This is a genomic window from Alistipes montrealensis (assembly GCF_018362775.1).
GTDB lineage: Bacteria > Bacteroidota > Bacteroidia > Bacteroidales > Rikenellaceae > Alistipes > Alistipes montrealensis.
In genome coordinates this window covers 43414-67052 of sequence record NZ_JAGYXY010000003.1, presented here as the reverse complement: position 1 = coordinate 67052, position 23639 = coordinate 43414, and the positions used below count along the sequence as shown (strand labels likewise).

Annotated in this window: 19 protein-coding genes and 2 riboswitches; of the genes, 10 read left to right on the top strand and 9 right to left on the bottom strand. The window is 58.7% G+C overall.

Annotation, left to right across the window (positions count from 1 at the left end):
- Nucleotides 1–32 precede the first annotated feature (32 nt).
- From rho to KG007_RS06465, 6 genes are all read left to right on the top strand, one after another.
- Nucleotides 33–1718, top strand: a complete 1686-nt coding sequence (rho, locus tag KG007_RS06490; protein WP_213347785.1) for a transcription termination factor Rho — start codon at nucleotides 33–35, stop codon at nucleotides 1716–1718.
- A gap of 36 nt (nucleotides 1719–1754) precedes the next feature.
- Entirely contained in the window at nucleotides 1755–2525 is a 771-nt protein-coding gene (locus KG007_RS06485) for a S1/P1 nuclease (RefSeq protein WP_213347784.1), read from the top strand.
- A 158-nt stretch (nucleotides 2526–2683) separates the two neighbouring features.
- On the top strand, nucleotides 2684–3124 hold the full coding sequence (locus tag KG007_RS06480; RefSeq protein ID WP_249413271.1) for a DUF1893 domain-containing protein: 441 nt from the start codon (nucleotides 2684–2686) through the stop codon (nucleotides 3122–3124).
- On the top strand, nucleotides 3117–4997 hold the full coding sequence (locus tag KG007_RS06475; protein ID WP_213347783.1) for a TonB-dependent receptor: 1881 nt from the start codon (nucleotides 3117–3119) through the stop codon (nucleotides 4995–4997). The genes KG007_RS06480 and KG007_RS06475 overlap by 8 nt, the downstream gene beginning before the upstream one ends.
- Nucleotides 4998–5008: 11 nt before the next feature.
- Complete coding sequence (locus tag KG007_RS06470) at nucleotides 5009–5521, top strand: ECF transporter S component (protein WP_213347782.1); 513 nt, start codon at nucleotides 5009–5011, stop codon at nucleotides 5519–5521.
- A 5-nt stretch (nucleotides 5522–5526) separates the two neighbouring features.
- Nucleotides 5527–6501: a DUF362 domain-containing protein gene (locus KG007_RS06465; RefSeq protein WP_394369664.1), complete on the top strand. Its 975-nt coding sequence runs from the start codon at nucleotides 5527–5529 to the stop codon at nucleotides 6499–6501.
- A gap of 69 nt (nucleotides 6502–6570) precedes the next feature.
- Here KG007_RS06465 and KG007_RS06460 read toward each other — a convergent pair whose 3' ends face one another.
- A complete protein-coding gene (locus KG007_RS06460; protein ID WP_213347780.1) occupies nucleotides 6571–6786 on the bottom strand; it encodes a hypothetical protein in 216 nt (71 codons plus the stop codon).
- 181 nt (nucleotides 6787–6967) lie between these two features.
- Nucleotides 6968–7164, top strand: a riboswitch (cobalamin riboswitch).
- Nucleotides 7165–7301: 137 nt separating this feature from the next.
- On the opposite strand from KG007_RS06460, the gene nrdD reads away from it, so the two are divergent.
- From nrdD to KG007_RS06440, 4 genes are all read left to right on the top strand, one after another.
- Nucleotides 7302–9395 carry an anaerobic ribonucleoside-triphosphate reductase gene (gene nrdD / locus KG007_RS06455; RefSeq protein WP_195460378.1) on the top strand — a complete coding sequence of 698 codons (2094 nt, stop codon included), beginning with the start codon at nucleotides 7302–7304 and terminating at the stop codon, nucleotides 9393–9395.
- The gene (locus tag KG007_RS06450) at nucleotides 9396–9866 is read left to right on the top strand and encodes a radical SAM family protein (RefSeq protein ID WP_195460376.1); all 471 of its coding nucleotides are present in this window, start codon (nucleotides 9396–9398) and stop codon (nucleotides 9864–9866) included.
- A gap of 134 nt (nucleotides 9867–10000) precedes the next feature.
- The gene (locus tag KG007_RS06445) at nucleotides 10001–10573 is read left to right on the top strand and encodes a DUF2284 domain-containing protein (RefSeq protein WP_213347779.1); all 573 of its coding nucleotides are present in this window, start codon (nucleotides 10001–10003) and stop codon (nucleotides 10571–10573) included.
- Nucleotides 10561–11268, top strand: a complete 708-nt coding sequence (locus KG007_RS06440; RefSeq protein ID WP_213347778.1) for an adenine nucleotide alpha hydrolase — start codon at nucleotides 10561–10563, stop codon at nucleotides 11266–11268. Before KG007_RS06445 ends, KG007_RS06440 begins: the two co-directional genes overlap by 13 nt.
- A gap of 4 nt (nucleotides 11269–11272) precedes the next feature.
- Here KG007_RS06440 and KG007_RS06435 read toward each other — a convergent pair whose 3' ends face one another.
- From KG007_RS06435 to KG007_RS06400, 8 genes are all read right to left on the bottom strand, one after another.
- Nucleotides 11273–11638 (bottom strand): hypothetical protein, encoded by a 366-nt coding sequence (locus KG007_RS06435; protein ID WP_195460371.1) that lies wholly within the window; start codon nucleotides 11636–11638, stop codon nucleotides 11273–11275.
- A gap of 90 nt (nucleotides 11639–11728) precedes the next feature.
- Nucleotides 11729–13411 (bottom strand): putative transporter, encoded by a 1683-nt coding sequence (locus tag KG007_RS06430; protein ID WP_213347777.1) that lies wholly within the window; start codon nucleotides 13409–13411, stop codon nucleotides 11729–11731.
- Nucleotides 13412–13546: 135 nt separating this feature from the next.
- Nucleotides 13547–13743, bottom strand: a riboswitch (cobalamin riboswitch).
- Between the two features lie 153 nt (nucleotides 13744–13896).
- A complete protein-coding gene (locus tag KG007_RS06425) occupies nucleotides 13897–15075 on the bottom strand; it encodes a TolC family protein (RefSeq protein ID WP_213347776.1) in 1179 nt (392 codons plus the stop codon).
- A 4-nt stretch (nucleotides 15076–15079) separates the two neighbouring features.
- Complete coding sequence (locus KG007_RS06420) at nucleotides 15080–18190, bottom strand: efflux RND transporter permease subunit (RefSeq protein WP_213347775.1); 3111 nt, start codon at nucleotides 18188–18190, stop codon at nucleotides 15080–15082.
- Between the two features lie 12 nt (nucleotides 18191–18202).
- Nucleotides 18203–19384 (bottom strand): efflux RND transporter periplasmic adaptor subunit, encoded by a 1182-nt coding sequence (locus KG007_RS06415; protein ID WP_213347774.1) that lies wholly within the window; start codon nucleotides 19382–19384, stop codon nucleotides 18203–18205.
- 146 nt (nucleotides 19385–19530) lie between these two features.
- A complete protein-coding gene (locus KG007_RS06410; protein WP_213347773.1) occupies nucleotides 19531–19926 on the bottom strand; it encodes a hypothetical protein in 396 nt (131 codons plus the stop codon).
- A 219-nt stretch (nucleotides 19927–20145) separates the two neighbouring features.
- Entirely contained in the window at nucleotides 20146–22866 is a 2721-nt protein-coding gene (locus KG007_RS06405) for a PAS domain-containing protein (protein WP_213347772.1), read from the bottom strand.
- Nucleotides 22867–22882: 16 nt separating this feature from the next.
- Entirely contained in the window at nucleotides 22883–23593 is a 711-nt protein-coding gene (locus tag KG007_RS06400) for a helix-turn-helix domain-containing protein (protein WP_317194925.1), read from the bottom strand.
- Between the last annotated feature and the right edge of the window lie 46 nt (nucleotides 23594–23639).

Here is a 23639-nt window from a genome sequence, read left to right as displayed (position 1 = left end):
TTTTGACAATCACATTCAACCGGAAATAAATTATGCAAGATCTGAAAGCGCTGGAAGGGAAAAGCCTTGCCGAACTGCGTGAAATAGCTAAAGCACTGGGCATCACCAATGTTATGGTGAAGAAGCGTGACCTGATAGCGAAAATAGCCGGAAGCGACTCCACGGAGGAGGCTCCCGCAAAAGATAAAAACGAAGAAATACACCAGGCTCCCGCAGCAGCCGCAGAACCGGCGCAGGAAACGGAGCCCCAGGCCGCCGAGGCCAAAGGCAAAGCGCCGCGCGGACGCCGTCCGCGGTTGTCGAAAACCGAAAGTGCAGCTCCCGCACCCAAGCAGGAGGTGATGCCCGAGCTCGAACTGCCGATGGAGATTACTCCCGAGGAAGAGCCGCAACCCATGCCCGCAGAGGCCGGGGCCGCAGAGCCGCAGCCCGAAGTACAGGCTGCGGAGCCGGTCAAGGCCGAGCCCAAGCGCCGGGGCCGCAAGCCCAAGGTACAGGAGGGGCAGGAAGAGGGTTCGCCCGCATCCGTACAGGCACAGAACGCCCATGCGGAACACGCTCCCCGCCACACCGAAGAGGAGGTCATCACCAAGGACGACTTCGCCGGAGAGATCGAAGGCGAAGGCGTACTGGAAGTCATGCCCGACGGCTACGGATTCCTCCGCTCGGCCGATTACAACTACCTCAATTCCCCCGATGACATTTACGTTTCGCCTTCGCAGATCAAGCTCTTCGGTCTGAAACCCGGCGACACGGTGAACGGTGCGATACGTCCCCCGAAGGAGGGCGAAAAATATTTCCCGCTGGTGCGCGTGAACGAAATCAACGGCCTCAAACCCGAGTACATCCGCGACCGCGTGCAGTTCGAATACATGACGCCGCTGTTCCCCAGCGAGAAATTCTGCCTCACGGGCAACGGACACAACAACATGTCGACGCGTGTCGTAGACCTGTTTTCACCGATCGGCAAGGGCCAGCGCGCACTGATCGTGGCGCAGCCTAAGACCGGTAAAACAATGCTGTTGCAGTCGATCGCCAACGCCATTGCCGACAACCATCCGGAAGTCTACATGATCGTGCTGCTGATCGACGAACGCCCCGAGGAAGTAACTGAAATGGCCCGCAACGTAAAGGCGGAAGTCGTGGCTTCGACCTTCGACGAGCAGGCTTCGCGCCACGTGAAGGTGGCCGAAATGGTATTGGACAAGGCCAAGCGCATGGTCGAAAGCGGACACGATGTCGTGATTTTCCTCGATTCGATCACCCGTCTGGCACGCGCCTACAACTCCGTGCAGCCCGCATCGGGCAAGGTGCTTTCGGGAGGTGTCGACGCCAATGCGCTGCACAAACCCAAGCGTTTCTTCGGCGCGGCCCGCAACACGGAGGAAAAAGGTTCGCTGACGATCATCGCCACAGCGCTGATCGACACCGGTTCGAAGATGGACGAAGTGATCTTCGAGGAGTTCAAGGGTACGGGTAACATGGAGTTGCAGCTGGACCGCAAACTGGCCAACAAGCGCGTCTACCCGGCAGTCGACGTGATCGCCTCGGGAACCCGCCGCGAAGACCTGCTCTTGCCGCGCGACGTGATGAACCGCACGTGGGTGCTGCGCAAGTATCTTTCGGATATGACGCCCGTCGAAGCCATGGAGTTCCTCCAGAAGCAAATGGGCCTTACCGACACCAACGAGGAGTTCCTCGCAACGATGAACCACTAAGCGCGCCGCCCCATGAACTGCAAACACCCCGGATAGATGAAAAAACTGTTTCTGATAAGTTTGTGCCTCCTTTTCGCCCGCGGAGTTTTTGCGTGGGGACAGAAGGGACACGACGTGACGGCCTACATCGCCGAATGCCATCTGACGCCCGAAGCGGCGGATAAGGTCCATAAAGCCCTCGACGGTTATTCGCCCGTATATATCGCCAACTGGCTCGACTTCGCCAGCTACTGGCCCGAATACGCCTACTCGAAGACCTGGCATTACCTGAACATCGACGAAGGCCAGACGCTGGAAACAATGCCCCGGAATCCCAAAGGCGACGTGCTGACGGCGGTAACGGAGATCACCGAAAAACTCAAATCGGGAAAACTCACGCCCGAAGAGGAGACGCTGAACCTCAAAATGCTGATCCATCTGGTCGGGGACATGCACTGCCCGATGCACCTCGGACGGCTGAGCGACCTGGGCGGCAACAAGCGTCCCGTGCGTTTCTTCGGCCGCGAGACGAACCTGCACTCGGCCTGGGATACGAACATTCCCGAAGCGGTGCACAACTGGAGTTACAGCGAGTGGCAGCAGCAGATCGACCGGCTGACGGACGAAGAGGCTGCACAGATCGTAGCGGGGGAGCCTGCCGACTGGGTGAAGGAGACGCACGAAATCTGCAAAGAAATTTACGACTTCAGCCCCGAGGGGACGAAAATCTCGTACGACTACATTTTCAAGTACACGCCCGTCGTTGAAAAGCAGTTCCTGCGCGGCGGACACCGCCTGGCACGCCTGCTAAACGAGATATACCAATAAATAAACACGCACCATATGCCGCCCGCCGATCTTCCGATCGGCGGGCGGTTTCGTTCCGGGAGGCCGGAATCAGTAATTCGGGTAGGAACATCCGTAATTTGCGTAACGGTTCGTCGTTCCGGGCAAAGTATCTTTGCAAAAAGAAAACAGACAAAAAGATGAACGACGACAAACTGAACCGGCAGGCCACGGAGATGCTCTTCGCAGAGAAGTGCTCGTGCGTCGTACGCAACGGCGACACGATACGGCTGTTCCGCGGACGGGGCGTCAGCGATCTCTGGCGGTTGCTGCACGAGGAACCGGAGTTGCTCGACGGCGCTTTCGTGGCCGACAAGGTGGTCGGAAAAGGCGCTGCGGCACTGATGGCAGCAGGCGGCGTCGAAGAGTTGTTTGCCGACGTGGTGAGCCATGCGGCGCTGGAACTGCTCAACGGGGCCGGAATTGCGGTAAGCTACACGCTGGCCGTACCCCATATCGTCAACCGTGCCGGGGACGGTATCTGTCCCGTCGAACGCCTGTGCGCCGAAGCGCGGACCGCGGCGGAATGCCTGCCGCAGATCGGGGAATTTTTAGACCAAATGAAGAAACGCAATGAATAAGATTATTTCGGCCTTGCTGGCCTGTACAGGGCTTGCGGGCGCGGCATACGGCGCGCAGGAGCCGGGACAGGCGGCGAAGAACGTCGCGATAGACTCGGTCGTAGTGACAGGGGCGCGCTACGCTTCGGACATCCGCCATCTGCCGATGTCGGTGGCGGTCGTAGGGCGCGACGAGATCGTCCGCCGGCAGGAAGCATCGGTGCTTCCGTTGCTCACGGAACAGGTTCCGGGGCTGTTCGTCACCGGGCGCGGCGTGATGGGTTACGGCGTCTCGAACGGGGCGGCCGGAAGCATAAGCCTGCGCGGCGTCGGCGGAGGGTCGGCGGCACAGATGCTGGTGCTCATCGACGGGCATCCGCAATACATGGGACTGTTCGGCCATCCGATCGCCGACGCCTACCAGTCGATGCTCGCCGAGCGGGTCGAAGTGGTGCGCGGCCCGGCATCGGTGCTCTACGGCTCGAATGCCATGGGAGGAGTGATCAACATCGTCACCCGCAAGCAGCGCGAAGAGGGTGTAAAAACCGACCTCAATGCAGGTTACGGCTCCTACAACACGTTACAGACCGAACTGGCGAACCGCATTCGCAAAGGCCGCTTCACGAGCGTCGTGACAGGTTCGTACAACCGTACGGACGGCCACCGCGCCGACATGGGGTTCGAGCAATACGGCGGATATGCCAAAGCCGGCTACGAAATCAACGGCAACTGGAGCGCTTATGCCGATGTGAACCTGACACACTTCAACGCCTCGAATCCGGGTGAAATCGCCGCGCCCGTCTTCGACAACGATTCCCGCATCACGCGCGGCATGGCTTCCGTCTCACTGGAAAACAACTATGACCGAACTTCGGGAGCGTTGAAGTTTTTCTACAACTGGGGCCACCACCGCATCAACGACGGCTACGACGCGGGCGAAGAACCGCTCGACTACCGTTTCAACTCCACAGACCGGATGCTGGGCGTCTCGTGGTATCAGAGCGCAGGACTGTGGCGCGGCAGCCGGCTGACGGCTGGCGTCGACTGGCAGCACTTCGGGGGCCGGGCGTGGAACCGCTTCACGACGGACGGACACGAGGAACCGATCGTGGACCAAACGGAGGACGAAATCGCGGGATACGCCGATTTCCGGCAGATGCTGGGCCGCCTGACGTTCGACGCAGGAGTGCGCCTCGACCACCACACGCGCACCGGCACGGAGTGGGTCCCGCAGGCAGGCGTATCGCTGCGGGCCGCACGCGACGGGGAACTGAAAGCGATGGTGAGCAAAGGGTTCCGCAATCCGGTGATCCGCGAACTTTACATGTTCGGGGTAAAGAATCCCGACCTGAAGCCCGAACGGCTGTGGAATTACGAACTTTCGTGGACCCAGCGGTCAGCCGCAGGCAGGGTGTCGTACGGTGTCAACGTCTTCTACATCAAGGGCGAGGACATCATCCAGCGCGGCAGGCTCGACGGGCGCAACATCCTCCGGAACCAGGCCCGGATCGAGAACTGGGGCGCGGAAGCGAACGTCGCATGGCGTATCGGCGAGGCGTGGAGCGTGGACGCCAATTACAGTTGGCTTAGGATGGAATACCCCGTGCCGGCATCGCCCGAGCACAAATTTTACGCCGGGGGCAACTTCGCGAAAGGCCGCTGGTCGGTATCGACAGGCATACAATATGTGGCAGGGCTCTACACGGCGGTCGCCCCGGACCCGGAAATCCGGGAAAATTTCGTACTTTGGAACCTGCGGGCGACGTTCCGGGTAAACAGCCTGCTGACACTCTTCGCCCGGGGCGAGAACCTGCTGGCGGAGCGTTATGAAATCAATGCCGGATATCCGATGCCCCGGGCTACGGTTTTCGGCGGTGTGAAGTTAAACTTTTAGTTGATATAACCATGAAAACTCACTCAGTAACACTTTATTCATCCGGATACCGGGAAACGAGGACCTACCTTGCGGCAGCGCTGTTCGCGGCGGGCAACATCGTCCTGCCGCAGTTGTGCCACCTCGTGCAGTTGGGCGGGCCTACGATGCTGCCGATCTATTTCTTCACGCTCGTGGGCGCTTACAAATACGGCTGGCGCGCGGGACTGCTTACGGCCATCGCTTCGCCCCTGGCCAATGCGGCGGCGTTCGGAATGCCGTCGGTCGCCGCACTGCCCGTAATACTGCTCAAATCGGCGCTGCTGGCAGCGGCGGCAGGGTATGCCGCGCAACGTTTCAACCGCGTGTCGGTAGCACTGCTAACAGCCGTCGTGCTGTTCTATCAAACAGTCGGATCGGCGGGGGAGTGGGCCCTGACAGGCAGCTTTACAGCCGCCGCGCAGGATTTCCGGATCGGGATTCCCGGCATGCTGCTGCAAATATTCGGCGGATACTTCTTTATAAAATACGTAATACGCAACTAGCCATGATGAAAAAAATCTGTATGATCTCCTTTGTTTTGCAGTTCGCGGCCACAGGCCCGGGCTGTGCATCGAACAACGACAAGGCGGAAAAAGCGGCCCCCGCCAAAGTTTACATGACCCGCGACATCTCGCCGGCAGGAATGAAAGCCGTCTACGAGGCACTGGGGCGAAAGGCCGAAGGGAAAAAGGTCGCCGTGAAACTCTCGACCGGGGAGCCCGGGGGCAGCAACTTCCTGCAGCCGGCGCTGATCGGCGACCTGGTAAAATCGGTAAAAGGCACGATCGTCGAGTGCAACACGGCCTACGGCGGCGGGCGGGCCAAAACCGCCGATCACCTCAAAGCCGCGGCCGACCACGGATTCACGGCCATCGCCCCGGTGGACATCATGGACGCCGAAGGCGAAGTGCGCCTGCCTGTCGAGGGCGGAAAACACCTCACTTACGACATCGTGGGTTCTCACTTTCCGGAGTACGATTTCGTCGTCGTATTGTCCCACTTCAAAGGGCATGCGATGGGTGGATTCGGCGGCGCGATCAAAAATATCTCCATCGGCATCGCCTCGTCGGGCGGCAAAGCGTGGATTCACTCGGCCGGAAAAACGGATAACGCCGGTGAAATGTGGGGAAACCTGCCTGCACAGGACGATTTCCTGGAGTCGATGGCCGAAGCCGCCAAGGCGATCACCGACCACTGCGGCGACAAAATACTGTACATCAGCGTTATGAACAACCTATCGGTGGACTGCGACTGCGATGCACACCCCGAACCGCCCCGCATGGGCGACATCGGTATCCTGGCCTCGCTGGACCCCGTGGCGCTGGACAAAGCGTGCGTCGATCTGGTCTACGCTTCGTCCGACGAGGGCAAAGTCCACCTGATCGAGCGCATGGAATCGCGTCACGGCATCCACACGCTCGAACACGCCGAAGCCATCGGCATCGGCAGCCGGCAATACGAGCTCGTCGACCTGGACAAATAGCGGGGCAGCCCGCATTACGAAAAAGCCGTCGCCCTTCGGGAACGATGGCTTTTTCGGTGTCGGCACGGGTTATTCGCCCGGTTTGTGGCGGTAACCCTCTTCGTCGTAAACCGGACGGTCGTCCTCGACGATCTCGTCGATCCCGTCCGGAATACGATCGTCGACCGGAATCTCGGTATCCACCAAATCGTCTTCGACCAAAGTCTCGTCGCGTTCGTCGCCGGCGTAGCCGTTGTTTTCGGTGGAAAGGACCGTGCGGTCGTTCCGGATTTCTATCTTTCCCATGGTTTTCAGTTTTTTAAATCGTTCCACCGATCTGCGGCAACAACAATACCACATTTATGCGACGACACGGTCACGGCCAGAACTCCCCCGGGAGGCATGCACAGCTACGCCGGATAGCTTTTGTTCACAAAATGTTCATTAAAAGCCCCGGAGGGTATTCGCTTTCCGGGGAACTATCCCTATATTTGTTTCCGTGCAAGGTTCTCCGCCGGCGGCTGCCGGCATGAGATCAAAAGGGAACTCCTGTGAAAATCAGGGACTATTCCCGTAGCTGTAAGCTCCGTTGCGTTCCGCACACTCTTTATGCCACTGTCCGCAGGGACGGGAAGGCGTGCGGGAGGAGCGAGTCAGAAGACCTGCCTTGCCGGGAACGGTATCCGCCTTCGGGATTTAGGGCGATACCCGGACCATTTTACACTGTCAATGTTTTCGACGAAAGAACGCCTCTCCCACGGTCACCGCAGGAGGGAACGGGACTTCGCACAGCGCCGGCACATTACAAATATGGGATAGATATGGGTATTTCGGAGATTTACATCGTCAAACGCGACGGCAAACGCGCAGCCTTCTCGGTCGAGAAGATCAAACGCGCGATCAGCAAAGCATTTCTCTCCGTAGGCGGATATGCCACGGACGACGACCTCACGTCGGTGCTGAGCCGCGTGCATGTGGCCGACGGCATGAACGTCGAAGAGATTCAGAACCAGGTGGAAGTGGCCCTGATGGCCGAACGTTATTTCGCCGTGGCCAAGAGCTACATGCTCTACCGCCAGAAACACACCGAGGACCGCGAAGACCGCGAAAAACTCGAGTTCCTGATCAATTACTGCGATGCGTCGAACCCCGCGACGGGTTCGAAATACGATGCCAACGCCAACGTCGAAAACAAGAACATCGCCACGCTGATCGGAGAACTTCCGAAGCAGAACTTCATCCGCCTGAACCGCCGCCTGCTGACCGACCGCATCAAGGAGATGTACGGCAAAGAACTGTCGGACAAATACATGCGCCTGCTGAAAAACCATTTCATCTACAAGAACGACGAGACATCGATGGCCAACTACTGCGCCTCGATCACGATGTACCCGTGGCTGCTGGGCGGCACGCTGTCGGTGGGCGGCAATTCGACGCGCCCGACGAACCTCAAATCGTTCTGCGGCGGGTTCGTCAACATGGTCTTCATCGTCTCGTCGATGTTGTCGGGAGCCTGCGCCACACCCGAATTCCTGATGTACATGAATTATTTCGTCGAGCAGGAATACGGCGAAGACTACTACAAGCATGCGGACAAGGTCGTCGACCTCTCGAAAAAACAGCGTACGATCGACAAGATGATCACCGACTGCTTCGAGCAGATCGTTTACTCGATCAACCAGCCCACCGGGGCGCGCAACTTCCAGGCCGTGTTCTGGAACGTCGCCTACTACGACCGTTACTATTTCGAATCGCTCTTCGGGGAATTCGTCTTCCCGGACGGTTCGAAACCCCACTGGGAGTCGTTGTCATGGTTGCAGAAGCGCTTTATGACGTGGTTCAACCGCGAGCGCACGAAAACCGTCCTGACGTTCCCCGTCGAGACGATGGCACTGCTGACTAAAGACGGCGACGCGATGGACCGGGAGTGGGGCGACTTCACGGCCGAGATGTACGCCGCAGGGCACTCGTTCTTCACCTACATCAGCGACAACGCCGATTCGCTGTCGTCGTGCTGCCGCCTGCGAAACGAGATCCAGGACAACGGGTTCAGCTACACGCTGGGCGCGGGCGGCGTTTCGACCGGCTCGAAGAGCGTACTGACGATCAACCTCAATCGCTGCATCCAGTATGCCGCAAAGAACGGCATGCACTACATGACTTACCTGGAAGAGGTCGTGGACCTGGTCCACAAGGTGCAGATGGCCTACAACGAGAACCTCAAGGAGCTGAAGGCCAAAGGCATGCTGCCGCTCTTCGATGCGGGTTACATCAACCTCGCACGCCAATACCTCACGATCGGCGTCAACGGGCTGGTCGAGGCGGCGGAGGCACTCGGCATCCGGATCGACGACAACGACGACTATGCGGCATTCGTGCAGCAGGTGCTCGGGCTGATCGAGCGCTACAACAAGAAATACCGCTCGAAGGAGGTGATGTTCAACTGCGAGATGATTCCGGCGGAAAACGTCGGCGTGAAGCATGCCAAGTGGGATCGCGAAGACGGATATGCCGTGCCGCGCGACTGTTACAACTCCTATTTCTACGTCGTCGAGGACGAGTCGCTGAACGTCATCGACAAGTTCCGCCTCCACGGCCGCAAATATATCGACCACCTCACGGGCGGCTCGGCGCTGCACATGAACCTCGAAGAGCATCTCTCGAAGGAGCAGTACCGCCACCTGCTGCGCGTAGCGGCCACCGAAGGGTGCAACTACTTTACGTTCAACATCCCCAACACGGTCTGCAACAAGTGCGGGCACATCGACAAACGCTACCTGAAGGAGTGTCCCGAGTGCCACTCGGACAACCTGGATTACCTGACGCGCGTGATCGGCTACATGAAGCGCGTCTCGAACTTCTCGGCGGCGCGTCAGCAGGAGGCGTCGCGGCGCTTCTACGCAAAAGCTGAGTAAATGGTAAAGTATCACAATTTCGACGTGGTGTTCGCGGAAATCCCGGGCGAAACGACGCTGGCGTTCAACATCACGAACTGCCCCAACCGCTGCCCGGGATGCCACAGTCCGCACCTTGCGGCTGACGAAGGCCGCGAGCTCGACGACGCGGAACTGCTGGCCCTGCTGGCCTGCTACGGGCGTTCGGTAACCTGCGTCTGCTTCATGGGCGGCGACGCCGAGCCGCACACGATCGCCCGGCTGGCGGGTATCGTGCGGAAGACCTATCCGATCCTGCATACGGGCTGGTACTCGGGGCGGGAGACGCTGCCGGAAGGCTTCGAGACCACGGCGTTCGATTTCATCAAGCTGGGCGGCTGGGTCGAAGCGCAGGGTCCGCTCTCGTCGCCGACGACCAACCAGCGGCTCTACCGGATAGGACCGGACGGCGGGATGGAGGACATCACGGAGCGATTCCGGCGCAAGCCGTGACACACATACCTTGTCGGTGGGAGCCGGAAAATTAGAGATTAGTTCAACGTTGTCTGCCATACAACGATTTACTGCCGGCTCCCACAGGCAAAAAAAATCCGTCCTCAATGGACGGATTTTATTAATTTTGCACCATGGATTTTTCAGCTCACTACATTGCAGAAGATTTTACGGCGGAACTTCCCGTCGCCGACTACATCGCCCGCTTCCGCGACGCCGGGCAAATAGCCCGTTATTGCCAGGATTGCAGCAACTACGGACGAAGCTGGGGCTGCCCGCCGTTCAACTTCAACGAGGCCGAGTACCTCACACGCTACGAAACGGCATTGATCATAGCCACGAAGATCACGCCGAAAAAGCCCGGCATCCCGATTTCGGAGGCAAAGCACCTGATCCGTCCCGAACGACAACGGCTCGAACGACGGCTGCTCGAAATGGAAGGGCAGTACGGCGGACGGTCGTTCGCCTATGTCGGAACGTGTCTTTACTGCCCGGAAGGGGAGTGCACGCGCCCTGAAGGCAGGCCCTGCCGCCATCCGCAACTGGTACGGCCATCGCTCGAAGCCTGCGGGTTCGACATCGAGCGCACGACCTCCGAACTGTTCGGCATCCACCTGAAATGGGGCAGCGAAGGGTTGATACCCGAATACCTGACGCTCGTATGCGGGTTCTTCCACGACACGAAAAAGATCGTATGGAACGGATAAAGGCCGTTTTCAACTGGAGCGGCGGCAAAGATTCGGCCCATGCCCTGTGGCGGGCCGTCCGGTCGGACCGATATGAAATCGCAGCCCTGCTGACGACGGTAAACCGCGACACGCACCGCTCGACGATGCACGGGATTCCGATGCCGTTGTTACAGGCGCAGGCCGAAAGCATCGGCATTCCGCTCCGTGTAGCCGACCTGACGCCCAAAGGCAATATGGAGGATTATGCAGAAGCGATGTCCCGTGCCGTGGAGCAGTTCACGGCCCAGGGTGTGACGCATTTCATTTTCGGCGACATCTTCCTGCACGACGTGCGGAAATACCGCGAACAGCAACTTGCGCCGCATGGAATCGAGGTCGTGGAACCGCTGTGGGGTCAATCGTCGGAGGCAGTCATGCGCGATTACCTCGCGACGGGACTGAAAACAGTCGTCGTGACAACCATGGCCGACGGTCTCGGAGCCAGCGCTATCGGCCAGGTGATCGACGCCGGGTTCGTCGCATCGCTGCCCGCCGGGACCGACCCCAACGGGGAAAACGGCGAATACCACACCTTCTGCTACGACGGTCCGATCTTCCGCTCGCCCGTGCCGTTCCGGCTCGGGAAACCCTTCAGCGAGAGCTACGACATCCGCCTCGACGACGGAAAGACGAAGATCTGCACCTACTGGTTCGCCGACCTGAAGGAAGCGTAATTCGTCAGAGGTTGATCTGGTTGCCTTCGGCAAAAAGAGAGTCGAGGATCAGGCACAACTCTGAGACAAGTTCGTCCTTTTCCAGTTCGCCGCTGAGGGAGAAGAATTTGCCCTGGGGCGTGCAATACTGCACCGTACTGGCGACTTCACACGATTCGATGCCGCAGATAATAACCGCATCGACATCGTTTTCGTGGCGCAGCATGGCGTTGTAGAATGCCAGCAGATAGCGCGGTGTGCTGATCGCAGGAACGAGTATCATCGTTCCCGACGCGTCGAATTTATCAGGGGAATTCACCACTTTCAGGCCGTACTTGCCTGCAATGCGTCCGGCGGTTTCGGCCGACGCTCCATACAGTACAATATTCATAACTGTCGTTTTTAAGAAAAGACGCGGCCAATGCAGGTTTCTATACTTGGGGATGGCGATTAAGGTATTCTCTTCACCGCGTCTTTCGGTTTATACAAATAGCAAGATCAAAAGCTGCGCCGCCAGCACCCGCAGGAACATCGACAGCGGATAGACGGTCGCATAGCCGACCGACGGAGCGTCGGACGACGTTTGCTCGACCGAATAGGCCAGCGCAGGCGGGTTGGTCGACGCCCCCGAGAGGACGCCGATCAGCGTATAATAGTTGAGTTTATAGTAAAAACACCCGAAAAGTCCCGCCAGCAGCAACGGCACGACGGTAATCACGGCTCCGTAGGCGATCCAGACGTATCCGCCCGCGAGGAGTGTCGGGACGAAATCCTCGCCCGCGCCCAGCCCCACACCCGCCAGGAAAAGCGAAATGCCCACTTCACGCAGCATCAGGTTGGCCGACATCGTTGTATAGGTGACCAGTTTGTAGTGCGGTCCGTAGCGGCCGATCAGGATGGCGACGATCAGCGGGCCGCCGGCCAGTCCCAGCTTGACAGGCTGCGGAACGCCCGGAATCCAGAACGAGATGCTGCCCAGCACCACGCCCAGCGCAATGCCGATAAAAATAGGGATCAGATTGGGATGGTTGAGCCGCTTGAGCGAATTGCCGAAGAGCCGCTCGGCATGGGCTACCGACAATTCGGGGCCCACGACCGTCACGCGGTCGCCGATTTGCAGTTGCAGGTTCCCGGAAGCTACCAGGTCGATGCCCGAACGGTTGATGCGCGTGATGGTCACTCCGCAGGTGTTGCGGACGCGCAGTTCGGCGAGGGTCTTGCCGTTGAGTTCGGGCTTGGTGATCAGGATGCGGCGCGAAATCATCGTCTTGTCCTGGATCATCGGCGCGGCATCGACCTCCCGGCCGAGCAGGGCGACCAGCGCTTCGACATCACGCGGCGCAGCTACCAGCAGGATCCGGTCGCCGCAGTGGAGCGCCGTATCAGCGTCGGCCAGTTCGGGACTTCCGCCGGGACGGCTGATGCGCGAGATGACGAAATCGCGCAGCGCAAGGCTGTGGATATCGGCAATGGTTTTTCCATCGACGGCCGCATTGGTGATCTCGACGGAAAGACGACGGGATACCGCGTCTTTCTGTACATCCATGCCCTGTCCGGCGGCGGCTTCTTCCTTCTGCACATTGATACGCAGCAGGTAGCGAAGTCCTACCAGCGTGAGGATGGCCCCGATGACACCCAGCGGGTAGGCCACGGCATAACCCGTGGCGATGTCCGGCGCATCGGCCCCGGCATGCAGGTCGCTGAAAGCCTGCTGGGCGGCGCCCAAGCCCGGCGTATTCGTAACAGCGCCCGACATCACGCCGACCATCGTCGTTATGGAAAGACCTGTGATATAATAAAGCGCAACCGTCGTGGCGACGCCGAGCAGCACCACCAGCACAGCCAGCTTATTCAGGGTAATACCGCCTTTGCGGAAAGACGAAAAGAATCCGGGGCCGACCTGCAGACCGATGGAATAGACGAAAAGGATGAGTCCGAACTCCTTGAGAAAGTGCATCAGGTGCTGGTCGATATTCATTCCGAAGTAGCCGAAGGCGATGCCGACGAACAGGATGCCCGTCACTCCCAGCGACACACCGGCGACTTTCAGTTTGCCCAACATGATGCCCAATGCAACGACCAGTGCCAGGATCAGCACCGAGTGGGCAACTCCGCCGCCCCAAAGCGACTCGGACCCAAATAATAATCGTTCGAGTAATTCCATAAGCGTCATCCTCATCAAACCGACCCTGATCCGGGAAAAACCGCGTGCCGGAAAGGCACGAATCCGGAGGCAGGCCGAAACAAAAACCATTCAGTAATTACAGCCGATATCAAATGCCCATTCCGCGGGGTTACCTGATGTCGAATCGATCTGGCAGGTCTTCTGACTGACTCCCGTTCCGAAGCCTTCCCGATCCTTAGGGACCAGTGGCCGAGATGTTCGGAACGAAAACGGAGCTACACAGCAGCGGGTCTGTCCGGGACTTACACCCGATTCCCTTTTCACTCCCTCCCGCATCCGGGAACAGGAGAACCAAACCTGTGGCAAAGATAGCGGTTATTCCCGAAAAACTGGTCGAAAGTCCGGATTATTTTCGCAAAACGGCGTCACGACGCGCTGAGGCAGGCATTTCCAGACCCGGAAACAAATTACCCCCGTTCCGGAAAAAACAGGCCGGAACCGGGGTAAGGGAAAAGACCGGCATGTCACAGCTCGACAGCCGAAAGATCGGCAAAAGCCTGCCGGTAGTCCCGTTCGGCAGACAAAGCCTGATTGACCGTATCGTAATACAGCCCGATCTCGACGATGTAATCCAACAACGATATTTCGCCTGCGTTCAACGCTTTGGCCAGCAATTCCGTGTTGTTGAGCGACAACAGCGAAGCACGGTATTTGGCCGCCGTCTGCCGCAGCCCGTCGGCACGCAGGTAGAGCGTTTGCAGTTGGTCGTAAAACTGCTGCCGGGCCTCCTCCTGCCGGGCTTCCGCCGCAATGACAGCGGTTTTGGCCTGCTTCACCTTGTTCTTGTTGCCCCACAGGGGAATCGACATTCCGACCGTGACGCCCTGGTAAGCCTGTCCCAGCGTCTTTTCACGCATATAACCCGCCGAAAAGGTCGGCAGGGCCTGCGTCTTGTTGAGCTTCACCTCCTTTTTACTCACTTCGACCTGGGTGCGGACGTATTGCAGCAGCGGATTCTGCTGCTCGGCATCGGCATACCACGCCTCGAAATCGGCGGGCAGCTCCTGTGTGCCGTAAAGCATATCGTCGAACTGCACGGGAGCACCGCCGTTGAGCCGCGCCAGTTGCGAGAGCAGGGCGGCGCGTTCGACCTCGATGCGCGCCATTTCACCCTCGACGGCCGAGAGGTTCAACTGTGCCTTGTTGTACTCCAACCGGTTGGCGTCGCCGCGTTCCAGCCGTTCGCCATAGCCTTCGGCCAGCGTTCGGGCGTATCGGAGCCGTTTGGCGACCTCCGCCCGAAGAGCATTGTAATAGGTGAGTTCGATGCAGTATTGCTTCGCTTCCAGCAGCACCTTGATCCGCTCCGACTTGTATTGCAGTCCGACAAGGCGGTTCCTGTCATCGGCCAACCGGTTTTTCATGCCGCTGATCGTGGCGATGTCGAACGACTGCGTGACGCGAATGTCGTTGCGGTTGCCGATGCCGCCCGGCGACCCCCACAGGTAGCTGAACTCCACATCGGGACCGGGCAGAAAAATGTCGGTTTTATTGGCCAGTTGTTCCGCGGCGACCTCCTCGCGGAGCGCCCGGAGCGTCGTGTTGTTCTCTTCGACCGAGCGCAGCACGGCGTCGGTCGCGTTCTGGGCCGCAAGCGGGGAAACCGCCAGCAATGCCGCTGCAATCCATAATATCTTTTTCATGGTCTTATTCTTCGGTTAAGGTTTCCGTGGCCACGGGTTCGCGCCGACTGTACATATAGGAATACATGATGGGGATGATGAAGCCGTTGAGCAGCGTCGAACTCATCAGTCCGCCGAGAATCACCTTGGCCATCGGACTCTGGATTTCGTTGCCGGGCAGATCGCCGCCCAACGCCAGGGGGATCAGCGCCAGCCCCGACGTAAGGGCGGTCATCAGGATCGGGTTCAGACGGTCGAGCGAACCGCGGACGACGCTTTCGCGGACCGATGCGCCCGAAGCATGCAGGGAGTTGTAACGGTCGATCAACAGCATACCGTTGCGCGTCGCAATGCCGAACAGCGAGATGAAGCCGATGATGGCCGGGATACTCATGACGCCCTGCGTGAAGAAGATGCTCACCACGCCGCCGATCAGCGCCAGCGGCAGGTTCAACAGGATCACCAACGACAGCCGGACGCTTCGAAACTCTTTGAACAGCAGCAGGAAAATTACGAGGATCGAAAATATCGAAACGATCAGGATCGTCCGCGAAGCCGCCTGCTCGCTTTCGAACTGCCCGCCGTACTCGACATGATAACCTTCCGGAAGTGTAATCCGGGTGTCGATGCGGTCGCGGATGTCGTTCACCACGCCCCGCAGGTCACGCCCTGCGACGTTGGCCGAAACGACGATCTTGCGCGACACGTTCTCGCGGCTGATCGTGTTGGGACCGGAAGCCGAAACCACCTCGGCTATATTTTCGAGCGGAACCTTGCGGCCGTTGGCATCGACGATGAGTTTGCGGATGCGTTCGGCGCTCTCGCGGCTGGGATCGTCCACCTTCAGCGTGAGGTCGAACGAACGATTGCCCTCGTAAACCTGCGAGACGACCTCGCCGCCCAGCATCACGCGGACGATTTCGGCAAATTCGGGCAGCGTCACGCCGTATTTGGCCAGCATTTCGCGCCTGGGTTCGATGCGCAGCTGCGGCCGCTCGACCTGCTGCTCGACGTTCAGGTCGGCAATACCCAGGACATCGGCCACGGCGGCCTTGATCCCGTTGCCCAGTTCGTACATCTTGGTGAGGTCCGAGCCGAAGAGCTTGACGGCGATATTGGCCCGCGTACCGGACAGCATGGCGTCGATACGGTGGGTGATCGGTGCGCCGATTTCGATGTTCGCGCCCGGAATGACCTTGATCTTTTCGCGGACCTCGGCCAGCACCTCGTCCTTCGACCGCTTGCCGAGCACGAACGGGGCTTCGATCTCCGAGGTATTCACACCCAATGCGTGTTCGTCGAGTTCGGCGCGGCCGGTCTTGCGGCCTACGGTCTGAATCTCGGGAACCGAGAGCAGAATCTCCTCGGCCATGCGGCCGATGCGGTCGGACTCTTCGAGGGAAATGCCGGGCAGGGTGCTGACGTTGATCGTAAACGAACCTTCGTTGAACGGCGGCAGGAAACTGCGCCCGAAGGTCGAGAGCATGACTACGGCGGCGACGAATACCGCGGCGGTCGATCCCAGCACGATGCGTTTGTGGCACAACGCCCATTCGAGCGCCTTTTCATAACCGGCCTTGAGCATGCGCGCCACATAGGGCTCCTTGCCGCCCCGGTCCGCTTTGGGATTGCCCAGCAGGTAGCTCGACAGCATGGGCGTAAGGGTCAGCGCCACGAACGTCGAGGCGAAGAGCGCGATGACGAACGTGATGCCCAGCGGCGCCAGCATGCGGCCCTCCATGCCCGAGAGAAAGAACAGCGGTGCGAAGCTGGCCACGATGATGAGCGTCGAATTGAGGATCGGCATACGCACCTCCTTCGAGGCTTCGTAAACCACCTCGATAACGCCGAGCTGCTCCGCCTTCGGTTTGCGGCGGTTCTCGCGCAGGCGTTTGTAGACGTTCTCCACATCGACGATCGCATCGTCGACGAGCGACCCGATGGCGATGGCGATACCTCCGAGGCTCATGGTGTTGATGGTCAGCCCCAGGAGTTTGAGCGTCAGGATGGCCACGAGGATCGAAATGGGAATCGTGACGAGCGAAATGACCGTCGTACGGACATTCATCAGGAAGATGAACAGCACGATGACGACGAAAACGGCGCCTTCGTAAAGCGATTTCTGGACGTTGTCGATCGAACTGTCGATGAAACGCGCCTGCCGGAAAATGTCGGTCGAAACTTTCACGTCGGCGGGAAGCGACTTTTGCAGCTCGGCCAGCGAGCGGTCGAGCTTTTCGGTCAGTTCGAGCGTACTGGTCGACGGCTGTTTGGTGACGGTCATCAGCACGGCCGGAATGCCGCGTTCGGATGCGACGCCCAGCTTGGGGGCTTTGGCGCCGATGCGGACTTCGGCGATGTCGTCCAGCGTCACCGGAATGTCGCCCGGACTTTTTACGACCGCTTTTTTCAACTCCTCGACCTTATCGGTCGAAAGCACGCCGCGGACGATGTATTCGTTGCCGAATTCATACAGCACGCCGCCCGAAGCATTGCGGTTCATCTCCTGCACCACGGCGATCACCTCGTCCAGCCCGACGCCGAAGTGCTTCATCCGGCCCGGGTCGAGCAGAATCTGGTACTCCTTGATATCGCCGCCCATGACCGTGACCTGCGCCACGCCGCCCGTGGACAAAAGGCGCGGACGGATCGTCCAGTCGGCCAGCGTACGCAGTTCCCGCAGCGAAGTGGTGTCGGCCGTGAGGCCGATGATCATCAGCTCGCCGAGGATCGACGACTGGGGTCCGAGCGTCGGCTGGCCCACGTTCGAGGGCAGCGATTCGCCCACGACGGCCAGTTTTTCGGAGACGATCTGACGGGCGCGGTAGATGTCCGTGCCCCAGTCGAACTCGACCCAGACGATCGAGAATCCGGTGGTCGACGACGACCGCACACGGCGGACATCGGTAGCGCCGTTTACGGCGGTTTCTACGGGGAAAGTCACCAGCCGCTCGACCTCTTCGGGAGCCATGCCCTTGGCCTCGGTCATCACGACGACCGTCGGGGCATTGAGGTCGGGAAATACGTCTACCTCCATCCGGCTCGCGGTATATCCGCCCGCGAGGATCAGCAGCACCGCGCCGACAAGTACGACGATGCGGTTATCGAGTGAAAAACGAATTATTCGGTTCAGCATGGAAGCAGGGGATTAGTGGGTGTGACCTTCGGGAACGATCGAAGAGGTGGCCGCCAGCTTGACCTGATAGGCTCCTTTCGACACGACGCGTTCGCCGCCGGAAAGCCCCGAAAGGATGCGGACCCGCTCGCCGTCGCTCTGGCCGGGTTTGACTTCGCGTTTGAGATACCCGTCGTCGTCGACCTGCACGTAGACGAAATAGACGCCCTGCTCCTCGGTGAGCGCCGTAACGGGAACGGAAATAACGTCCTGCTGCGGTGCGCCGAGCAGGAACACCTCGACGAACGAGCCGGGAACCACCTCGCCCGTGTTGTCGAACTCGAAAGTCACGGGGATATAGAACGACGTTTTGTCGGAACTTTTACCCACCGAAAGCAGGCGGCCGCCGAGCGCGGCCAGTTCATAGGCTTTGTTATCGTAAGGCGTGACGAAATTCGCCCCGGCGACGGTTTTCAGTTCGCCGAACCGGCTGGGCGGCACGTCGGCGCGGAGTTGAAGGCGGCGGTTCTGCGACACGGTGGCAACGGGCTGTCCGACGGTCACATAGTCGCCCTGACCCACCAGCCGGCTGGTGATGTATCCCCCGATGGGCGAGGTAACGCGCACGCCCGAGGCCGTCATGTCGGCGGCCTGCGCCTCGTAAGTCGTCCGGGCGTTCTCATAGCGCAGGCGCACCTGCTCGAACTCTTTGGTCGAAATGATCTGGTCGGCAACCAGTCCTTTGGCACGTTCATACTCCTTGAGCGCCGTTTCGTAGGCGATCTTCGCCTTGGCGGCAGGGTCGCCGTCGGCGAGGTTCTTCGCCGAGATCGTCACGACGGTTGCTCCCGCCGCGACCGGGGCGCCGACAGTCATGGTTTGCCGGGGGAACGACACGATACCGTTGGCCGTTGCCACGATCGTCGCTTCGTCGCCCTGGGCGGCGCGTATTTCGCCGCTCGTACGGATAACATTTCTGAATGCAGCGGGCTTCACGGTATCGATCTTCAAACCGGCAAAGGCTGCCTGTTCCTTACTGAAAACGATTTCATCCGCATGGCCTTCATTTGTGTGATCGTGCCCGTCGCCTTCGGCATGAGTTTCCGCGCCGTGGTCGTGCCCGTCGCCTTCGGTGTGTTCGACAGCCTGTCCGCTGTTGCATCCGGCAAGCAGGAGTGCAGCAACAGCCGCCGCTCCGAGAATCTGTTTTTTCATCTTTCGGTCGTTTATATACGGATGCGGTTCGTGCATCCGGTTTCAGTTTAACTACAAGAGGATTATGCAATTATCATGCATAAGGAATTCCGCCCCGGGAAATGCCGGAACAGAACATGCGTGCGGAGAAAACCAGGATTTTCCGCTTATGAAAGGGTGGGAGGGGCGCGCAATCCGCCGCCCGCAACGGGCACGACGGAGGTATAGGCGATGATACAGAGACCGTATCCCGCATGCCGGAGCGAGACCTCAGGGGCAGGCAGGGTCGGTGAAACGGCCTGCAAGGCAGGTTGTACGCAGGGAGCCGCAACGCCCGTCAACACATCCGACGGAGCATAGGACGCATGGACAACGCATCCTTCGGATTCGCTCTCGCCGGAAGCGTCATGCCCCGTGTGGCGGTCGTTATAGATTGAATCGGCCTTGCATAACTCCGCAACCGTACACACCGCATTTCCGTGATGATGATGCGGCACGAGCGACAGCGCAGTTAAAACCAGCGCCGCCGCCGACAGGAACAGGATGGAGACGATTCGTTTCACTGGGGCAAAGATAGATGTATTTTCGTGCAACCTGATTGCAAAAGCATTATTTTTTGCAGCGCAAGCAGGGCAGAGGCCTTTCAGAACACAGTTAACACTCTGAAGCGTAAAGCCTTCGGGCTGCGCACCCATCGGTTTATTTTATCATGTTCTGTATCCGGACGGCATTCAGGATGGCGATCAGGGCTGCAACCCGGTTGCAAAGAGGGCGATGCCAGTCTACCGGCGGCCGGAGAAGAGATCGAGCAACTGTTTCCGCTTCACAGGTTTGGCCAGGAAGGCATTGCATCCCGCATCCATGGCGCTGACCCTGTCGGAATCGAAAGCATTAGCCGTCAGTGCGACGATCGGAACTTCGGCGTTGAACTCCCGGATCTTCCGGGTCGCCTCCAAACCTCCCATGACGGGCATCTTCAGGTCCATCAGCACGAGGTCGAAATTCCGGCTGCGAACCTCCTCGACGGCCTCCACGCCGTTAGCCGCCCGCGTGAGATCGTAGTTCTTGAGGATATGCCGCACCAGCGAATAGTTGCTGTCGTTGTCCTCGGCGACCAAGATTTTCAGCTTCCGGTCCGGGGCTCCGCCGTCCGACAGACGGGCGTTCGGAAGGGACGGATCGGACGGGCCTGTGTATCCCGGCCTCGATACCTCACACGGCACCCAGGCCCAGAAGGTCGATCCCACGCCCGGTTCAGAAGTGAATCCGATCTCGCCGCCCGCAGCCTCGACGATAGCCTTGGAGATCGCCAGCCCGAGCCCCGTACCCTGCGCGAATTCGTTGAGTTTCTGGAATCGGCCGAAAACCCGGTCCTGGAGCTTCTTCGGAATACCCGTTCCGGTATCCTCTACATAAACCCGGATGCCCTCCCTTTCGACGGAATATCCCATCCGAATATGTCCGGACCTGGTGCATTTCACCGCATTGGTCAGAAAATTCATCCACACCTGCTTGAGACGGTTGCAATCGAGTACGATCCAGCAGCCCGAACAGGGGTTGTCCTGCAGCAACTCGACATCCGGACTGGAGATCTTGGCCCGGATCATCGTGTACAGTTCGCTGCAGACCTGCGACAGGTCGAATTTCTCCCGCTTGCGTTCGAGAGTTCCCGATTCGATCCTCGAGAGGTCCAGAATATCGTTGATGAGCCGCAGCAGCAGTTCGTTGTTGGACTCGATAACGCGCCAGTACTCGGCCTTCTCATCCGGATCATCGCAGTCGACCAGCAATTCGGAAAAACCGACAATGGCGTTCAGCGGCGTGCGTATCTCGTGGCTCATATTGGCCAGGAAGGCCGATTTGAGCCGGTCGGAAAGCTCGGCCCGGTCTTTCATATCCTTCAGGTCCTGGGCCATCTTTTCCCATTTGGTATTGTTGAAGGCGATACCGGTGTAACGAATGACGTTCCCCTTTTTATCCCAATCGGAAGGGAGCCCCGTAACGATCAGGGTCTGCCACTCCTGGTCCCATTTGGTCCGGGAACGGTATTGCAGGCTGAACTCCTTGTTCGTGCCCCGGAACATGCTTTCGATATTTTCCCGGACACGCTCCGTATCGTCGGGATGGGCGGCATTCAGGTAATCTTCGGGCGAAATACTCTTTTCGGAACTGTAATCGTTCACCGGATCGTTAAACGACCGGTATTGCCCGGTCTTCACGTCGAAGTCCCAGTAGGACATGCCGACGGTCTTGAACGTAAGGTCCATCTTATAGTTCCGCTCCTTAAGCTCCTCGTTCAACTGGTGGAGTTTGGAGATGTTCTGCCGGAATCCCGTGAACCGCGAGACTCCGCCGTTTTCATCCCTCTCAAACGGAACGCCCGTGACGTTCCAGTACTGCCACACATTGTCGTATTTGGTCTGCATACGGCAGGAGAAGTCGACGTTAAGCTGTTTGCCCGACAACATGGTCTGGATGGCATCGTTGACCGAAGAGCGGTCTTCGGGATGGACCACGGCCAGGTAATCGTCCACGGAGACCAGACGGTCCGAAGCGTAATCGTTGACCGGATCGTTGTAAGACTCGAATTTCTGCGTCCGCACGTCGAAATCCCAATGGACGATGTCGTTGATCTTCATGGCCAATTCGCGCTTGGCCAGAAGGTCATGGGTCCGCTTGGTCATCCGGATCTTTTCGGTCACGTCCAGTTGAGTGCCGATGATCTGCAGTTTGCCCCGGTGTTCGGTAGAGAGACGCATTCGGCTCTCGTAATGGCGGTACTGCCCTTCGTCTTTATTGAAGACGCGTACGGTGATCTGCCCCTGCAAAACCTCCCGGCGAGCCAGCCGGTCAAAGAGTTCCGCCACGGGAACGCGGTCCTGCGGATAGAGTTTGGCCAGCAATTCGTCCAGCGTCATGCCGTTGCCGATGATCGGGGTCCCGTAGAGCGATCCGAACACACCTTTGCGCACATCGTAGACCCACGAAGACATGTTTGCCGCAGCCATGGCCATCTCCAGGTTCTTCTTGCTCTCTTCGGTGCGGTACTCGGCCTCTTTGGTGGAGGTCACGTCGTTGGTGAGAAGTATGTGTCCGACAATAGCGCCGTCCCGGTTGCGAATGGCGAAAACCTTGACTTCGTAAATGATGGTATTCTTGTTCCGTGTCGAGAAATACTCCTGGTTGATCCGGTCGAAATCGTATTCGAATTCCAGGACGATCTCTTCGCCGGATCTGATCTTCGCATCGAGCTGTTCGTCGACGTAGGGGCTGTCGAACAGGTTTACCTTATCGACCACCGCAGCCCGCTCGACGCCGTACATCAGCCGCGCCCGTTCGTTCAGCGCGCGCAGAATTCCGTCGGCATCATAAATCTCGACTCCCATCGGCAGGGAGGCATATACACGTTCCGTAAAGAATATCTGTTCGTGCAGCAATTCGGACATATTCTTCTCAAATAACATTTTGCCCGCTTTTCGGGCGGCGGCTTCAGTTTGCTTCATTTATAAGGTATTATTTCTATCGTATGATATGGACCGTTCGCCGGTATTCCGAGGGAGACATCTTCGTATGCAGGCGGAAAAAGCGGCTCAGCGAAGACTGGTTGGCGAACCCTGCTTTCCGGGCCACATCCTTTATGTCGAAGGTTGCGTTCCGGAGCAGTTTCTTTATTTCAAGGACGACATGATCTGCGATCACCTCACGCGCAGACTGGCCGTTCATCTCCTGAACGACCCGGGTCAGGTAAGAAGTCGATATGCACAACTTGTCGGCGTAAAACGGAATCTCCCGGTGCATTTTGAAATGCTCGGAAACCAGCATGACGAATTTGAAGGCGATGTTCTCCTTGTTGGAGTTCGCGAGCGGCTTCTCCCCGGCGGCCATGACCTTCTGGAAATGGACGTAGAAATCCCAGAAATAGATGCGCAGCAGGTGCAGAATGGTCTCCCGGCGGAAATTGGAATCGTCGCTGCGGCCCCGGAAATCGATTACGCGGCAAAAACCCAGGAACCGCACGGCTTCGCTCCGGTTCAGGCGGAGCTGGAAATTCTTCCGCATGTAAAAAAAGAAATCGGGAGTGATCTTTCCCAGCCCGCTCATAATATCGAGAAACATATCCTTGTCGAACCTGAAAAAGGTCATTGCAAAATCATCGCTGACATCACGGATCGACACCTGTTGCAACGGCAGGACGGTCACCAGATCGTTCCTGGATATCCGGCGGCTCACCGAAAAAACCTTTATTACAGCGGTCCCCCGGGTACAGATTCCCCCG

What these genes read in the sequence shown, in the direction of transcription:
- KG007_RS06480 (WP_249413271.1), top strand. Translation starts at nt 2,684, where the DNA reads ATGAACGACGACAAACTGAACCGGCAGGCCACGGAGATGCTCTTCGCA.
- KG007_RS06465 (WP_394369664.1), top strand. Translation starts at nt 5,527, where the DNA reads ATGAAAAAAATCTGTATGATCTCCTTTGTTTTGCAGTTCGCGGCCACA.
- KG007_RS06435 (WP_195460371.1), bottom strand. Translation starts at nt 11,638, where the DNA reads ATGAATATTGTACTGTATGGAGCGTCGGCCGAAACCGCCGGACGCATT.
- KG007_RS06420 (WP_213347775.1), bottom strand. Translation starts at nt 18,190, where the DNA reads ATGCTGAACCGAATAATTCGTTTTTCACTCGATAACCGCATCGTCGTA.
- nrdD (WP_195460378.1), top strand. Translation starts at nt 7,302, where the DNA reads ATGGGTATTTCGGAGATTTACATCGTCAAACGCGACGGCAAACGCGCA.
- KG007_RS06485 (WP_213347784.1), top strand. Translation starts at nt 1,755, where the DNA reads ATGAAAAAACTGTTTCTGATAAGTTTGTGCCTCCTTTTCGCCCGCGGA.
- KG007_RS06450 (WP_195460376.1), top strand. Translation starts at nt 9,396, where the DNA reads ATGGTAAAGTATCACAATTTCGACGTGGTGTTCGCGGAAATCCCGGGC.
- KG007_RS06445 (WP_213347779.1), top strand. Translation starts at nt 10,001, where the DNA reads ATGGATTTTTCAGCTCACTACATTGCAGAAGATTTTACGGCGGAACTT.
- KG007_RS06460 (WP_213347780.1), bottom strand. Translation starts at nt 6,786, where the DNA reads ATGGGAAAGATAGAAATCCGGAACGACCGCACGGTCCTTTCCACCGAA.
- KG007_RS06405 (WP_213347772.1), bottom strand. Translation starts at nt 22,866, where the DNA reads ATGAAGCAAACTGAAGCCGCCGCCCGAAAAGCGGGCAAAATGTTATTT.
- KG007_RS06440 (WP_213347778.1), top strand. Translation starts at nt 10,561, where the DNA reads ATGGAACGGATAAAGGCCGTTTTCAACTGGAGCGGCGGCAAAGATTCG.
- KG007_RS06475 (WP_213347783.1), top strand. Translation starts at nt 3,117, where the DNA reads ATGAATAAGATTATTTCGGCCTTGCTGGCCTGTACAGGGCTTGCGGGC.
- KG007_RS06425 (WP_213347776.1), bottom strand. Translation starts at nt 15,075, where the DNA reads ATGAAAAAGATATTATGGATTGCAGCGGCATTGCTGGCGGTTTCCCCG.
- KG007_RS06430 (WP_213347777.1), bottom strand. Translation starts at nt 13,411, where the DNA reads ATGGAATTACTCGAACGATTATTATTTGGGTCCGAGTCGCTTTGGGGC.
- rho (WP_213347785.1), top strand. Translation starts at nt 33, where the DNA reads ATGCAAGATCTGAAAGCGCTGGAAGGGAAAAGCCTTGCCGAACTGCGT.
- KG007_RS06470 (WP_213347782.1), top strand. Translation starts at nt 5,009, where the DNA reads ATGAAAACTCACTCAGTAACACTTTATTCATCCGGATACCGGGAAACG.
- KG007_RS06415 (WP_213347774.1), bottom strand. Translation starts at nt 19,384, where the DNA reads ATGAAAAAACAGATTCTCGGAGCGGCGGCTGTTGCTGCACTCCTGCTT.